Source organism: uncultured Alcanivorax sp. (assembly GCF_947258575.1).
In the GTDB taxonomy this organism is placed as follows: domain Bacteria; phylum Pseudomonadota; class Gammaproteobacteria; order Pseudomonadales; family Alcanivoracaceae; genus Alcanivorax.
On record NZ_CAMYIV010000005.1, the window covers coordinates 217418 to 232771 of the forward strand.

Genomic DNA, 15354 nt, shown 5'->3' on the forward strand with positions numbered 1-15354 from the left:
TACAGGTGGTTTACCGAAACCCCGGCATGGTCTGAATCAGATGCCGCTGCACCTCCAGCCACTCACCAATGCGACGCCAGTGCTGCTGGTCGTCTAGATGGCGAGAGACGGCGGCGTCGAGGACGCCTTCGCCATTACTCATGGCCTGCACATAAAGCTGGGTATCGCGCAGGGTGACCAGGTAGGGAATCTTCAGGCTGGCGAGAAACTGGCGCAGGGATTCGTACATGCGGGTGCGGGTGCGGGAACGATTGGCGATCACTGCCAGCCGCCGTGGACGGCGACGGTAGCTGGGCGCCAGCATGACGGTTTGCAGGAAACGGGTGGTGGCACGAATATCAATAGGGCTGGGCAGTACCGGGACCAGCACTACCTGTGACAGGCGCAGCAGGTGATCCAGATGATGGGTGTCCAGGCCGGCGGGTGAATCGATGATGGTAATCGGGCCGGCCTGATCCAGCTTCTGTTGCAGTCTGCCCAGGGAGACCGGCTCGCCCGCCGGCCAGGCCAGGCCGTGGATCGTGGTATCACGGCGTAGTTTCAGCCATTGCAGCGACGACTGCTGTGGATCCATATCCAGCAGGGATACCTGTCGCCCCATGGCCTCATAGTAGCAGGCCAGGTTGGTGGCAATGGTGGTCTTGCCGCAGCCCCCTTTACTGTTCGCGATCAGAATTACCATGCGGGACGGGCTGGACGAACGCGATTGGGAGCCGATCCCCTTTGCATGGCTGTTCTGTGCGCTATTCATGCCGTGTCTTATTCGTTTTTTTGCGAGGGATTGTACCCGGCGGTTTGGGTGGCGTGATCACTATCAGAAGAAAAGGTGATGCTGCTCACAAAACCAACAGTACCGCAAAATAAGGCGCATTGATGTAATTTGTGATGTTATTTTGCTCTCTCGGGGAACTGAATCCTGTGAAGACGGCTCAGTAAAGGGGGAGAGGAAACATCATGCGTTACCTGTTGATTATCATCGTGTTGCTGGCGGTTGTGCTGGCAGCGCTGTTTACCGTGCCGCTCGGTGGCGGTAAGCCGCTACTGGACTGGCAGCATGTGGAACAGAACTGGCAGCAGCCGGAACGGTTGTTGGACCGGAAGATTTCTCCCTGGATGGAGGAAAACGGGGAAAGCGCAGAGATGTATCGCTGGCGTGACCCCCAGGGAAACTGGCAGTATGGCCAGATTCCGCCGCCCGGTGTGCAGGCGGAACCCTTTACCGTAAAAGCGCCCAATACCATCACTGCCGAAGAAATGCGCGGTGGTAAGGTGCCGGAACAGCAACAACAACAGTAGGCCAATTGGAGGCAGAATGAAGAAATTGGGAATCGTGCTGGCGGGAACTGTCCTGTTGGCAGCGTGTGGTCAGGAAACGGCTGAACTGAAAAGTGATGACCAGAAAGCGTCCTACGCACTGGGCTTCCGCAGTGCGGAGCAGATGCGCAGCCTGGAAAACCTGGATCTGGATGCCATGGTGGCAGGCCTGCGTGATGGCTTTGCCGAAGACGGCAAATCCCAGCTGGGTGACGAGGATCTGGATCAGCTGATTCGTGACTTCCAGGGCCGTATGATTGAAGCCCAGCAGAAGAAAATGGAAGAAGCGGCCGGCAATAACCTGGAAGCCAGCGAAAAATTCCTGGCCGAGAATGCCGAGCGTGATGGCGTTACCGTCACCGACAGCGGCCTGCAGTACGAAGTGCTGGAGTCCGGTGAAGAAGGTGGCGCATCTCCGACCCTGGAAGACACCGTGGAAGTTCACTACCACGGCACCCTGCCGGATGGCACCGTCTTTGACAGCTCCGTAGAGCGCGGCCAGCCAGCCAGCTTCGGTCTGCAGCACATCATTCCTGCCTGGCAGGAAGCGCTGCCGATGATGGCGGAAGGTGACAAGTGGAAAATTGTTGTGCCGCCGTCTCTGGGCTATGGCGAGCAAGGTGCTGGTGGCGATATCGGCCCGAACCAGGCGCTGATTTTCGAGATCGAACTGCTGGACGTGAAAGGCAGCGGTAATGAAGGCGGTGCCGACGAGGAATAAATCCCGTCGTCACACGCTTCAACAAAAAGGGCGCCTTCGGGCGCCCTTTTTGTTGATTCGGGCGCCATTATTTCTACGAAGCTTCTGTAGGAACGTAGCGTAGCGGAGTAACGCACGTAGTTCCGTGCGGCCCAAAGGGTGAGCGAAGCGAATAACACATCTTGAGGTGCGAACCGTGCGTAGCGCGGAAATCGCCCTTAGGGCGATCAGGAATATCCGCACTCGACAGGTTTCATGTAACCGGTTAGGTGGTCGCCACCTCCATTCGCGCCTCATGCTCGCGGAGCACAGAGAGCGGCGCTCCTACAATTAACCTTGACGCGCGGAACACGGCGGGTGCTGTTGCACGCCATGCATTTCTTCGTGTTGCAGCTTGAAGCTTGTAGCTTGCCGCTGCTTTCAATGCGTCGCCTGCTGCCGTGGCGGTTCTTGCTGGTGAATGCTGAGAATCAGCTGGTCTTCCAGCGCAAACCGTTCTTCCAGCGTCTGCATCAGCAGGGTAATCCGTTCCGGTAACTGGTCCCGCTGTGCCAGCCACTGTTCCGGGCGCTCGAAATCCTCGTTGAAGGCCAGGGCTTCGTCGGTGGAGTTGTCCAGTTGCTGGAGAATCTGTCGGGTAAGCGTGGGGTTGTCGCGGTGAAAATGGCGAGCCTCATTGACCAGCTCCCGGTACACCTCGAAGTAGCCGGCGCTGATGTAGTCCATCAATAGCTGGCAGAAATTCTGTACCTGTTTCTGCAATGGCTGGCGGTGATCGGATAAGCCTTTCAGGCCCTGCAGGGTGCAGAGCAGCACAATCAGTTGCTGACGCTCATCCAGCCAGGCCTGCACCAGCGCCTCGATGCGCTGCCATTGGGCCAGAGCTGCAGAATGGGAGCTCGCCATGGTTCCTCCTTGGAGTACCCGTTGACTATTGTCTTGTTGGGCTATCGAGCCTAGGACTGGTGGGGCTGTGCTGGCAATGGGACAAAATCGGCCTGAAGCCGGATCAGGAGGAAAAACCACGCTATCTCAGCGACTTGTCGTTAAAGACAAATTTCTTCTAAAAAGCGGTTTTTTAGCGCTATCCGTGTTGCGTGATGCGTGCCGCCCGCTGCAGCGGTTATAGATACTGCGCTACCCAGGGCCACAGCCAGGGCAGTGCCAGCGCCGTTACCAGCCCGCACAAGCCCAGCGCCAACCCGGCAAAAGCCCCCGCTTTTTCGCCGTATTCGAAGGCTCGGGCGGTGCCGATGGCGTGGGCTACCAGGCCCAGTGCAAAGCCCTTGATGCGGTCGTCGGTGACGCGTAGCAGGCGGAAGATGGGGCCTGCGGCCAGGGCGCCGACAATGCCGGTGATAGCGACGGCGCCAGCGGCCAGGGATACATAGCCGCCGGTGGATTGCACTACCTCTACGGCAATCGGGGTGGTGATGGATTTGGGTGCCAGTGAGCCCACAACTTCGGCGGGAGCGCCCAGCCACCAGGCCAGCCCCACGGCAATGGCGGCAGAAATAAAGGCGCCCAGCACGGTGGCGATCAGTATCGGCGTTAGCACGCTGCGTACCGTGTGCAGCTGGCGATAGAGGGGCCAAGCCAGGGCTACCGTTGCCGGGCCCAGCAGAAAGGAAATCAGGGTGGTCTGGTCGCGGTATTCCTCGTAGTCCACGCCCACCAGTGGCAGCACGACAATCACCGGAATCGACGCCACCAGAAAGGGGTGGAACAGGGGCAGGCTGTTACTGCGGCCATAGACCCACAGGGCAAAGCGATAGCTGACCAGTGTCAGCAGGATACCGAACAACGGGGTGTGCACCAGGCCGGCCAGGCTGTCGAGTTTATCGATCATGGCTGCCTCCCCGGGATTCGCCATGCTTGCCGCCCAGTAGCTTCTTCAGCATCACGGTGACCAGCACCAGGCTGAGCAGGGTGCCCAGCACCACGGCCACACCCAGCGCCAGGGCATAGTCTTCGTAGCGGTGCCACTGCAGCACGATGCCCACCCCCAGCGGGAAGATCAGCAGGCTGATGTGCTTGATCAGGGCGCCGGCGGCGGGGGCCACGCGCTGGCTGAAGGGCGCATTGAGTAACAGTGCCAGCAACAGCAGCACCATGCCGACCACGGAGGCGGGCAGGGGGATGCCGGTGAGGCGGATCAGCACCTCACCAAGAAACTGGAAAAACAGCAGAATCAGCAGGCCGTCGATCATGGTGCGATCAGCGTGTGGGGAGCGGGCGGAACAGTTGCACCAGCGCCACCAGCAGCAGACCGGAAAACACCACCAGGGACCAGGCTGGCAGGCTCAGCCCCAGGAAGGACCAGTCCATTTCTGCGCATTCCCCGGAGCCCGCCAGTACTTCCTGGATGACGCTTTGCAGGGGGAATACATCCAGCATGTAGTTGAGGCCGGGGCCACAGGCGGGCACCTGATCCGGCGGCAGGTTTTGCAGCCAGATGTGACGGATGGAGACGGCGCCGCCGGCAATCGCGGCCAGCCCGGTGAGGGCACCGTAAACACGTATGCCGGTACGCTGCGGACCATGCAGGGTGGCAATCAGCAGAATCAGGGCGGCAGCTATCACGCCGATGCGTTGAAAGATGCACAACGGGCAGGGTTCCAGGCCATCAACGTGCTGCAGATAAAGGGCGCCGGCCATGGCGGCAATACAAGCCAACAGGGCAAGCAGGTTAAGCTGACGGGGTGCTGGGATAAGGGACGACATGGGCCACTCTTTTCGTCGGGGACCGGCGAAGGGTAGGCAAAAGCGGGGTTGGCGGCAAGGGTGGGATTGAACCGTGGCAGCGGTCGTTCGACCGCGATCTTCATGGGGCCGGGCATTCGCGGTCGAACGACCGCCCCCAAAGGATCGAGGTAGAGGGTAGGGCTGCTGTTCGAATGGTGTCAGGCCTGCCTGGCATCCTGTTCCTGCAGGTTGCGATCATGCCAGGCCTGGATGCCCGCTTCCCACCCCTGAAACCACCATTCTGCCAGGGCATCATCGGCGGAATAAGGACAGCGATTGTTGTCGCCTCCACCCATGCCCCACATACATCCTTGATTGTAGGCTTTTTCGCACTGATCACGATCTGGCATCGCGACGCTCCCTTGCCGGTTTGTCCGAGACTACCACCGCAAGACAGACTGAACAGGGAAGAAGCGCGTCTTTTTGTTGTGAAATTGCACAAAAACCGGATTGGGCCGTAGTGTTGAGACGCGGCGCACAGCGGCCTTGTGACAGCATCAAGACGGAGCGGCCCAATGTAGGCGCTTGCCTGCAAGCGATGCACGCTGTCAGTGCTGGCTTTGCAGCTTGCGGGCAAGCCTCTGCGTGGGAGGGGCTTCAGTCGCGGAAGTAATCCGCCAGGTAATCCTCGAAGCTCTGGGTCTCCGCGTCTTCCCAGTGGCGTTGCTCGGTGAGGCTGTGTTCGGCCAGTTGTTCCAGGCGCTGGTTGGTCTCGTCGCAACGCTGGCGTGACAGGAAGTGATCCCGGTGGGCCAGAGCCTGATCCATGGCGAACTGGAAGAAACTTTGCTGACAGCTTTCCAGCTTGTCGAGAATGCGCGCGGACGGAGTAGTGCCCGGGTTGTCCACTTTTTCCTGTTGGCGGGCCAGGGCATCGCTGTAGTTGGTGCCGCCGTGAGTGCGGTCGAACAGCTCGGCGATGGGCTGCATCTGGGTGAGCTTTTCGCTGGCCCAGTCTTTCAGGGAGACGGACTTGCCCCAGTTGCACAGTTCGATGGCTGTGTTGCGCCCCTCGTAGACCACCTTGCGCAGGTTCTCCTTGCTGGCATGGAGATCGCACTTTTCCAGTTGTGGCGATTCGCGCAACAGGCAGTAGGTGGCGAACAGATCCAGGAAGCGGATTTCCTGCTGGTTAATGCCTACCGGCTCGAAGGGGTTCAGGTCCAGGGCGCGAATTTCGATATATTCCACGCCACGTTTCTGCAGGGCGGTGGTGGGGCGCTCCCCCTTGTTGATGGTGCGCTTGGGGCGGATCGAGGAGTAGTACTCATTCTCGATCTGCAGGATGTTGGCATTGAGCTGACGATAGTCATCGCCCACCTTCACACCGATCTCGTCGTAGGCCGGTTCCGGCGTCTTGATGGCGTGGGTGAGGGTCGCCACGTACTCGTCCAGATTGTTGTAGCTGATGGCCAGAGACGACTGGGCATTGTTCTGGTAGCCCAGGTCACTCATGCGCAGGCTGGTGGCGCTGGGCTTGAACAGGGTGTGGTCAAACGTGTCCAGCTGGTGTTCGCGGCCTGCCAGGAAGGATTTGCACAGCGCCGGGGAGGCACCGAAAAGATAGACCAACAGCCAGGAATAACGCTGGAAATTACGGGTCAGATCGAAGTAGCGCTTGGAAATGTAGTCCTGCAGCGGACCGCTTTCCCCCTCCAGCACCTGGTTCAGTTTCCAGAACTCTTCCGGATAGGAAAAATTGTAGTGGATGCCGGCGATGGTCTGCATCTTGCGGCCATAACGGTGACCCAATCCTTCCCGGTAGACGCTCTTCATGCGTCCCACGTTGGAGCTGCCGTACTGGGCGACCGGCACGTCGGCATCGTTGCGGATCATGCAGGGCATGGAGTTGACCCACAGCACTTCATCACCGATATGGCTATACACATAACGGTGCAGCTGTTCGAGAAATTCCAGCGGTTTGTGCAGCTCGGTGCTGGGTGGCGTGATGAATTCCAGCAGGGCTTCGGAATAGTCCGTGGTGATATAGGGGTGGGTCAACGCGGAGCCCAGTGCCGCCGGATGTGGCGTCTGCGCCAGGGTGCCATCGGTGGTAATGCGCAGGCTTTCTTTCTCGATGCCGCGGCGAATGCCGGCCAGGGTGGCGGCGGCGTCTGAATCCAGCAGGGCATGGATGCGTTGTTCGAGCTGTGCCATAGCAGGCGGTTCCGTTATCGAACTCCGGGTGACGGAGATGCCATCGGCATTTCCGCCCTACATTGCACGGGGGCGGCATCCTGATTCCCCGGTCCCACTACCACTGGCGAGAGAGGGGCAGAGGAAGAGGGTGCCGCTGTTTCCGTAAGCCTGAGCCATGACTACAGGCGTTTCTTGCCTTTCTTCTGCTCGTCCTTGGCCTTGGCGAACAGATCCGCAAAGGTGCCGCCGCTGTTCTGGGGCTGGCCGCCGCCACGCTTGTTGCCGCCCTGGCGCTGGCCGCCGCCATTGCCCTTGCGGGCGCTGGCGGGGCGTTGCCCGTCGGCTTTCTCGGCGGGCTTGTCGTCCATGCGCATGGTCAGGCTGATGCGTTTTCGATCCAGGTCCACTTCCAGCACTTTCACCTTGACGATATCGCCGGGTTTGACCACATCGTGGGGATCTTCCACGAATTTGTCGGCCAGGGCCGAGACATGCACCAGGCCATCCTGGTGAACGCCGATATCCACGAAGGCGCCGAAGTTGGTCACGTTGGTGACGGTGCCTTCCAGCATCATGCTTGGCTTGAGATCCTTGAGCGTTTCCACCCCTTCCTTGTACACCGCCGCCTTGAATTCCGGGCGCGGGTCACGGCCGGGTTTTTCCAGCTCGCTGAGGATGTCGGTGACCGTGGGCAGGCCGAAGGTATCATCGGTGAAGTCGGCGGCGTTGACCTTCTTCAGGAAGGGTACGTCAGCGATCAGGTCCTTGAGCGGGCGACCGTGTTTCTCAGCGATCTTTTCCACCAGCGGGTAGGCTTCCGGGTGGACCGAGGAACTGTCCAGCGGGTTGGCGGCGTCCATGATGCGCAGGAAGCCGGCGGCCTGTTCGAAGGTCTTTTCGCCCAGGCGTGGCACCAGCTTCAGGTCGGCCCGGGAGCTAAAGGCACCGTGACTTTCCCGATAAGTGACAATGTTGCCGGCGATAGTGGTGTTGAGGCCGGCGATGCGCGCCAGCAGCGGGGCGCTGGCGGTGTTCACGTCCACGCCCACGGAGTTCACACAGTCTTCCACCACCGCGTCCAGGGAGCGGGACAGCTTCAGCTGGCTCACATCATGCTGGTACTGGCCCACGCCGATGGCTTTCGGATCGATCTTCACCAGTTCCGCCAGCGGATCCTGCAGGCGGCGGGCGATGGAAACGGCACCCCGGAATGAGACGTCCAGATCCGGGAATTCCCGGGCGGCAGTTTCCGACGCGGAGTACACCGAGGCGCCGGCTTCGGACACCATGATTTTCTGGATGTTGCCCTTGCTGGCCTTGACCACTTCCCCGGCCAGCTTGTCGGTCTCGCGGCTGGCGGTGCCGTTGCCGATGGCGATCAATTCCACCTTGTGCTTGAGGCACAGGGCGGCCAGAGCGGACAGGGACTGGTCCCACTGGTTTTTCGGCTGGTGCGGGAAGATGGTGCTGTGCTCCAGCAGCTTGCCGGTGGCATCTACCACCACCACCTTCACCCCGGTACGCAGACCCGGATCGAGACCCATGGTGCACTTGGGGCCGGCCGGGGAGGCCATCAGCAGGCTCTTCAGATTACGGGCGAACACCTGAATGGCTTCTTCCTCGCCCAGCTCACGGACCCGGCCCAGCAGTTCGGTTTCCAGGTGGGTGTTGAGCTTGATCTTCCAGGTCCAGCGCATTACTTCCTTGAGCCAGTCATCGGCGGCGCGGCCCTGATGCTGCCAGCCGGTTTCTGCGGTGACCATGGCTTCGCAGGGGTGCGGCTGGGCGCTTTCCAGTTCTTCCGGCAACACCATGGAGACATGCAGGATGCCTTCGTTACGACCGCGGAACAGGGCCAGAGCCCGGTGGCTGGGGATATTCTTGACGGCTTCGCTGTGGTCGAAGTAATCGCTGAACTTGGCGCCTTCCTTCTCCTTGCCGTCGACCACCTTGGCCTGGATCTGCGCCTTGTCCCACAGGAAGGTACGTAGACGGGTGAGCAGATCGGCGTTTTCGGCGAAGCGCTCCATGAGAATCTGCTTGGCGCCGTCCAGGGCATCCTTGGCGCTGGCAATCTTGTGTTCTTCGTTCAGGAAGCCGGCGGCCAGCTCTTCCGGGTTCTGGCTCGGATCTTCCAGCAGACCGTCGGCCAGCGGTTCCAGGCCGGCTTCGCGGGCGATCTGGGCGCGGGTGCGGCGCTTGGGCTTGTAGGGCAGGTAGAGATCTTCCAGCCGGGTTTTGGTATCGGCGGCCTTGATCGCCTTCTCCAGCTCCGGGGTCAGTTTTTCCTGCTCGGCAATGCTCTTCAGGATCGCGTCGCGGCGTTCTTCCATTTCGCGCAGGTAGCGCAGCCGTTCTTCCAGGTTACGCAGTTGGGTGTCGTCCAGACCGTCGGTTACCTCTTTGCGGTAACGGGCGATAAAGGGGACGGTGGCACCGTCGTCGAGCAGGCCTACGGCAGCGTGGACCTGGCGTTCCTGACAGCCGATTTCCTCGGCGATAATCTGTTCAATACTGCGCATGACATTTCCTGGCTGCGTGCGGCCTGCCGACGTATTGCGTGCAGGCGTAAAACAAAACGACCGAAATCATAGGCAATGATCCCGGTCGTTAACAGATTGACTTGTCGAAGCGGCTATGTTGCGGGGCTGGACTAGCCCAGCACTTCGTTGATCTTGGCGATCAGCTCGGCTTCCTTGGGCGGCTTGATGATATAGCCGGCTGCGCCCTGGCGTTGCCCCCAGACCTTGTCGGTCTCCTGATCTTTGGTCGTCACCAGGATCACCGGAATTTGTTCGGTAGCCGGGTCACGGGTGATTTTGCGGGTGGCCTGGAAGCCATTCAGTTCCGGCATCACCACATCCATGAGGATCAGGTCAGGCTTTTCCTCACGGGCTTTTTCGATACCTTCCATACCATTGGTGGCGGTGATGACCTCATGGCCTTCGCCCTGAACGATCTTGACTAGATTGGTCAGTTGAGTCGGCGAGTCGTCCACCACAAGAATTTTGGCCATGTTGCTCTCCTCGCGCCGATCCTGCTGTGCGTCGGCGGTACTTTGTTTTTGTCTGTTAGGGAGCCTCTGAATAACTCCTTGCGTACTCAGCGTGGCCTGAAGGGTGCAGCTGTTGTGTTTTGTCGCGACGGTCAGGGTGGTGCCCTTTCCTAGCGACAAAGCGCAGCAGATGTGCCCTTCAGGCCGCGCCCTCCGGGTCTTCCTGGCTGGCCCGCACTCGTTGTTGCGCTTTTTCGACAGGCAACCAGCATGCCATCAAAAGCGCGCCCCTCTTTACCTTGGCCGAGGGGGCGAACCAGCCTGAAAGACTGAGCATGCAAGGGGTTATTCAGAGGCTCCCTAGCTTTCAGACGCGAATAATACCAGTCACTGGTCAAAAGGTAAGCTGTCGAATTATGGCACTGTGATGCCGTTTTCGGTCAGCGTGTCAGGGTATGGGCGCTGCGCCGACTCCATAACAGCAAGGGCAGTACGATCACGGCAGTGAAAAGGCTCCAGCCTGCCTGTGACCAGAACGCGCCAGCCAGCAACTCTCCCTGCAGGCCTGCCAGTGGCGCCAGTGCTGCTATCAGCAGACTGCCGAAACCTGTCACCAGCAACCAGTGTACAGCCAGCCTGGTGGCCCGCTGACGGCGGCGGAACAGGTGCCACAGGAAGGCGGCACCCAGCCCCATCATCACCAGCCACAGCAGCGCGGAAGGCGCTATCAGCAGCGGCCCGGCATCGGCTTTCAGTGCCTGCTGCAGCAGCGGTAGTTTGCCCAGTATTGTCAGTAACAGCCAGGGACCGAGAATCATCACCCACCACAGGTGCCCACCCAGCCCCTGGGGACCGGCTTGCTGGCGGTAATGGATCGGGTCGAAACGCCAGGCGCGGCGGGCCAGTTCGCCCCAGTTGGCCGGCGCCAGATGCGGCCCCAGGCCGCGGAAACGGTCGCGCTGCTCCTCGATCAGCATCAGCATGGCCGGCACCACCAGCAGGATCAGTACGGTGCCGAACAGCAACCCGAAGACAATGCTCACCGCCATGGGCTTGAGAAACTGGGCCTGCAGGGAGCTTTCGAACAGGATCGGAGTAAGGCCGGCGATGGTGGTGATGGAGGTCAGCAGCACCGCCCGCAGTCGCCGCACACAGGCCTCCACGATGGCCTCGAACCGTTCCATGCCTTCGGCCACCAGTTGCTGGTAGAAACTCACCAACACGATGGAATCGTTGACGATAATGCCGGACAGGCCGAACAGCCCCATGGCGGAGAACATGGAGAACTTGATGCCGAACGGTGCGGTGAGGATATGCCCGATCACGGCGCCGGTGAGGCCGAAGAAAATGGCAGTCATGATGGCCAGGGGCCAGGAGTAGGAACTGAATACCCAGGCCAGTACCACGTAGATCAGCGCCAGGCCGAGCAGGGCGCCGGTGGCCATGTCCTTGAGGTTGTCGGCCTGTTCCTGCAGCTTGCCCTCGTAGCCGACGCCGATACCGTATTTGGCTTTCAGGTCGGGCAGGGTGCTGTCGTTGAGGCTGGCGATGATTTCGTTGGCGTTGCCCTGCTCCGGGTCCAGATCGGCGTAGACAGTGACGGCCAGTTCGCCATTCACCCGGCGTAGCAAATCCACGCCCTTGCGGGCGTCGAAGTTCACCACGTCACGCAGGGCGATGGCTTCACCCTGGGGGGTGATCACGGGCAGACGCTCCAGAGCGCTGAATTGCCGCCGCTCGTTGTCCGGCAGCATCACTCGCACTTCGATTTCCTCGTCTTCCTCGTTGTAGAGCTGGGCCAGGTTGCCGTCGAAGGCAGCGCGCAACTGGCTGGCCACCTCATTGAGGGTGAGCCCCAGGGCCCGGCCCCGGGCGGTCAGTTCAAAGGTCAGCTGTTCCTTGCCGTAGGGCAGGTCGTCGTCCACGTTGCTGACCCCGGAGAAATCGTTGAGCCGTTCCTGCAAGGCCAGGGAGGCCTGTTTCAGGGTTGGCGCATCGCTGCCGGTGAGCTTCACCTCGATGGGTTTGCCCGGCGGGCCAGCTTCCGGCTGGGAAATGGTGAGTTGGTCGAGGCCGGCGGGCAGGGTCAGTTTGTCCCGCCAACTCTGGATCAGTTCGTCATTGCTGATCTGTCTGTCGGAGCCCACATAGACTTCCACCACCAGGGTGCCGTATTCGTCGCCGTATTTTTCCATCCGCCCGCCGGGGTTGGGGAAGCCGGCGGCGGCGCCATGGTGGCTGATCACGGTCTTGACCAGATGGCCGCCCAGTTCCTCATTGGTCTCGTTCAGGGCGGTTTCCAGTTGCGCCAGGAAGCGGTCCACCTGGTTGCGGTCGGTGCCGGAGGAAAATTCCACCACCGCGCGCAGCTGGTCGCCATCCACCGGCGGGAAGAAGGTGAACTTGAGCCAGCCGGTGGCGATCAGGCTCAGCGCCAGAATGAAAGCGGCCACGGCGGAGACGCTGACCAGATGGCGGTGGCGGATGGCCCAGGCCACCAATGGCCGGAAGCGTTCTTCGCGCAGTCGGTTGAAACCCGCGTCGATGCGTTCGCGTAGCCCGGAGGCCTTGACCTGAATGCCCCGGAAGCTGTGATGCAGATGGCCGGGCAGCACCAGAAAACATTCCAGTAGCGATGCCAGGATCACGCAGATCATCACGAAAGGAATATCAAAGGCGATCTTGCCCATGGCGCCGCTCATCATGCCCAGTGGCAGGAAGGCGGCAATGGTGGTGGTGCTGGAGGCCACCACCGGCCAGAACATGCGTCGGGCACCGCCCAGGGCAGCGCGCTGGGCGGATTCCCCCTGCTGTAAATGGGTGAGGGTGTCCTCGCCCACCACAATGGCATCGTCGACGATGATCCCCAGGGCCAGAATCAGACCGAACAGGCTGATCATGTTGATGGTGCCGCCGAACAGCCACACCAGCCCCAGAGTGGCCATGAAGGACACCGGGATGCCCACGGTGACCCACCAGGCCACCCGGGCATTGAGGAAGAAGTAGAGCGTGGCGATGACCAGCAGCAGACCGGTGATGCCGTTCCACAGCAGGGTGGAAATACGCTCTTGCACCAGCTTCCAGGCCTCGAAGTAGAAGGTCATCTGTACGCCTTCCGGGAGGGTGGCGCGGTAGTCGGCCCCCCAGCTGCGCACCTTGTCGGCCAGCTCCAGCATGTCGCCGTCTTCGCCGCGCATCACCTGCAGCTCGATGGCCGGGTTGCCCTGGTAGGTGAGGGTGGGTTGGTCATCCCGGGGGCGCCGTTCGATGATGGCCACGTCGCCCAGGCTCAGCTGCTGGCCGTCGGCGGTGGTGATCAGTGGCAGGTCGGCGAAGGCCCGTTCGTCACGGCGCTGACCGAGGGCGCGCAATTGCTTGGCGGCGTCATCCCGGCCAACGGTGCCGGCGGGAATGTCCTGGCTGAAATTGCGCACCCGATTACCGATCTCGCCAAGGCTCATGCGCAGATCATGGAGGGCAGCGGCGGGCACCTGGATGGCCATTTCCTCTTCCGGCAGGCCGAGGAAGTCCACCTTGCCGGCCCCCAGGGCAAGGATCTCGTCCTCCATGTTGCGCACCAACGGGCGCAGCTCCTCCAGGGAGCCGTTTTGCGTGGACACCATGATGGAGGTGACCAGCGAATAGTTGGTGATCTTCTGGATAACCGGTCGTTCTGCGTCCTGGGGCAGGTTGCGGATGGAGTCGATACGCTGGCGCACTTCATCCAGGGCCAGGCCCAGGTCGGTGCCGTCCTCCAGTTCGATAAAGATGGCCGAGGCACCCTGCTGGGAGCGGGCGATCAGTTTCTTGGTGTTGGGCAGGGTCTTGATGGCCTGCTCCACCGGAATGGTGATGGAGCGCTGCACATCCTCAGGGCTGGCGCCGCGCCAGGGGATAGTGACGGTGATGTAGTCAAAATCGAAATTCGGGAACAGCTGGGTGTTGAGCCGATTGAGGCCGAGAAACCCGAGCATCACCATCAGCAGCATCAGCAGGTTGGAAGCAACCTTGTGCTGGGTGAAGCTGGCAATCAGACCCCGTGGCTCACTCACCCTGATCACCCTCTTTTTTACTATTGATAGCAGGCGTAGCCGGCGCGTCTTTCACATCCGCCTTGTCGGTATCGGCGTTGCTTCCCGGTACCGGTTGCGGGTCCACCGGCAGGCCGACGATAGCCTGGGGGAGCTGGGTGGTCATGATGCGCTCGCCGCCCTGCAGGTCGGGGACCTGCAGCAACAGTTGCGACTGCGTCTGCGTCATGGCTTCGCCGACGATGTCCGCTGCGGTTCTCTGCAGACGGTTGTCGTCATCAATGAGGTAGAGCCGGTTGAGTCCGTGCAGGGCGGTGGCGGGCACGGCGATCAGGTTGTCCCGGGCCGGCAATGTCAGGGTAATGGTCAGCGGGCGGCCCAGGGCCGCGGCGGGCACGCCGTCGACAAATTCGAATAACCCATCAATGCCGCCACGGGCATCGCTGGCTTCGCCGGCCAGCCGTTTCAGATTCAGCGCCAGGGTGCGGCCTTCCAGGTCGGTGCTGGCGGCCAGCTCACCCTGGTCGAGACCATCGCGCACGGCGGCCAGGTAACGCTCGGGAATCTGCGCGCGCACTTCCAGCTCGGCGTCGGCGAACAGACTGAGCAAGGGGTCGCCGGGGCGCACCCGTTCCCCGGGCGCCACCGGGATTTGCGTCACGGTGCCATCGAAGGGGGCTTCAACGCGAGTGCGGGTCAGGTCCAGTTCGGCCTGCTGCAGCTGGGCTTCAGCGCTGGCTAGGCGGGCTTCCATGCGGGCCAGCTCATTCTTGAAATCGCTGACACTGAGTTGGCGCTGACCCAGCGACAACTCGGCGCGTGCCTTGGCTTCTTCTGCCTGATCCAGTTGGGTCTGGGACACCAGTTGCTTGCCACGCAGGGATTGCAGCCGTTGCAGATTATCTTCACTCAGTTGCGCCAGCTTTTTTTCCAGCGCCAGGTTTTTCTTGTCGCTCTGGTAGCGCAAGCGGGTGGTCTGCAACTGGGCGGCGGCTTCATCGCGGGTGGCCCTGGCCCTGTCTCTGGCCAGGGCGGCTTCGGTGTCGTCCAGCTGGATCAGCAACTGGCCGGCGCTGACCTTGCTGCCGGCCCGCACCGGGATCGTTGCCACGTTAGCGGTGACCACGGCGGTCAGACTGGCGGCACGGGGTGACTGCACCCGACCAAAAAGCTGGATCTGGGGCGAATGGGCGCCGGGGTCGGCCAGTATAAAACGTACCCGGTCGTGACGTTCACTGACATCGCGGGTGGGGGCCGAGGGTTTGAATACGGCCAGCAGCACAATGGCCAGAATCGTCCCCAGGATGACCAGGGCCACGGGCGGAAGCTGTTTCAGGCGGTCTCGCAAGGGAGGAATCCTTTATTGATAGCCATTCTCATTTGTCGCGTGCTCTAGCGATTTCTTTTTCTCGTGCCTACTTTGGCGGTGC

At 61.2% G+C, this 15354-nt stretch carries 13 protein-coding genes; 2 read left to right on the forward strand and 11 right to left on the reverse strand.

The window, feature by feature from the left end; translation table 11 throughout:
• Positions 1–10 precede the first annotated feature (10 nt).
• On the reverse strand, positions 11–751 hold the full coding sequence (locus tag Q0Y02_RS06020) for a ParA family protein (protein ID WP_297765820.1): 741 nt from the start codon (positions 749–751) through the stop codon (positions 11–13).
• A gap of 203 nt (positions 752–954) precedes the next feature.
• On the opposite strand from Q0Y02_RS06020, the gene Q0Y02_RS06025 reads away from it, so the two are divergent.
• Together Q0Y02_RS06025 and Q0Y02_RS06030 are read left to right on the forward strand one after the other, a co-directional pair.
• Complete coding sequence (locus tag Q0Y02_RS06025; protein ID WP_272975259.1) at positions 955–1296, forward strand: DUF4124 domain-containing protein; 342 nt, start codon at positions 955–957, stop codon at positions 1294–1296.
• 16 nt (positions 1297–1312) lie between these two features.
• Positions 1313–2035, forward strand: a complete 723-nt coding sequence (locus tag Q0Y02_RS06030; RefSeq protein ID WP_297765826.1) for an FKBP-type peptidyl-prolyl cis-trans isomerase — start codon at positions 1313–1315, stop codon at positions 2033–2035.
• Between the two features lie 399 nt (positions 2036–2434).
• On the opposite strand, the gene rsd is transcribed toward Q0Y02_RS06030, so the two are convergent.
• The 10 genes from rsd to Q0Y02_RS06080 form a co-directional block, all read right to left on the reverse strand.
• Positions 2435–2920, reverse strand: a complete 486-nt coding sequence (gene rsd, locus Q0Y02_RS06035) for a sigma D regulator (RefSeq protein ID WP_297765829.1) — start codon at positions 2918–2920, stop codon at positions 2435–2437.
• Positions 2921–3137: 217 nt separating this feature from the next.
• Positions 3138–3863 carry an LrgB family protein gene (locus Q0Y02_RS06040; protein WP_297765833.1) on the reverse strand — a complete coding sequence of 242 codons (726 nt, stop codon included), beginning with the start codon at positions 3861–3863 and terminating at the stop codon, positions 3138–3140.
• Positions 3853–4224 (reverse strand): CidA/LrgA family protein, encoded by a 372-nt coding sequence (locus tag Q0Y02_RS06045; protein WP_297765836.1) that lies wholly within the window; start codon positions 4222–4224, stop codon positions 3853–3855. Before Q0Y02_RS06045 ends, Q0Y02_RS06040 begins: the two co-directional genes overlap by 11 nt.
• 7 nt (positions 4225–4231) lie before the next feature.
• On the reverse strand, positions 4232–4738 hold the full coding sequence (locus Q0Y02_RS06050; RefSeq protein WP_297765839.1) for a disulfide bond formation protein B: 507 nt from the start codon (positions 4736–4738) through the stop codon (positions 4232–4234).
• A 179-nt stretch (positions 4739–4917) separates the two neighbouring features.
• The gene (locus Q0Y02_RS06055; protein WP_035246175.1) at positions 4918–5109 is read right to left on the reverse strand and encodes a ribosome modulation factor; all 192 of its coding nucleotides are present in this window, start codon (positions 5107–5109) and stop codon (positions 4918–4920) included.
• Between the two features lie 247 nt (positions 5110–5356).
• Positions 5357–6916 carry a glutamate--cysteine ligase gene (gene gshA / locus Q0Y02_RS06060; protein ID WP_297765844.1) on the reverse strand — a complete coding sequence of 520 codons (1560 nt, stop codon included), beginning with the start codon at positions 6914–6916 and terminating at the stop codon, positions 5357–5359.
• Positions 6917–7077: 161 nt separating this feature from the next.
• The gene (locus Q0Y02_RS06065; protein WP_297765847.1) at positions 7078–9420 is read right to left on the reverse strand and encodes a Tex family protein; all 2343 of its coding nucleotides are present in this window, start codon (positions 9418–9420) and stop codon (positions 7078–7080) included.
• Positions 9421–9551: 131 nt separating this feature from the next.
• Positions 9552–9914 (reverse strand): response regulator, encoded by a 363-nt coding sequence (locus Q0Y02_RS06070; protein WP_035246181.1) that lies wholly within the window; start codon positions 9912–9914, stop codon positions 9552–9554.
• Between the two features lie 419 nt (positions 9915–10333).
• On the reverse strand, positions 10334–13945 hold the full coding sequence (locus Q0Y02_RS06075; RefSeq protein ID WP_297765859.1) for an efflux RND transporter permease subunit: 3612 nt from the start codon (positions 13943–13945) through the stop codon (positions 10334–10336).
• A complete protein-coding gene (locus tag Q0Y02_RS06080) occupies positions 13938–15272 on the reverse strand; it encodes an HlyD family efflux transporter periplasmic adaptor subunit (RefSeq protein WP_272962590.1) in 1335 nt (444 codons plus the stop codon). Before Q0Y02_RS06080 ends, Q0Y02_RS06075 begins: the two co-directional genes overlap by 8 nt.
• Positions 15273–15354: the final 82 nt, after the last annotated feature.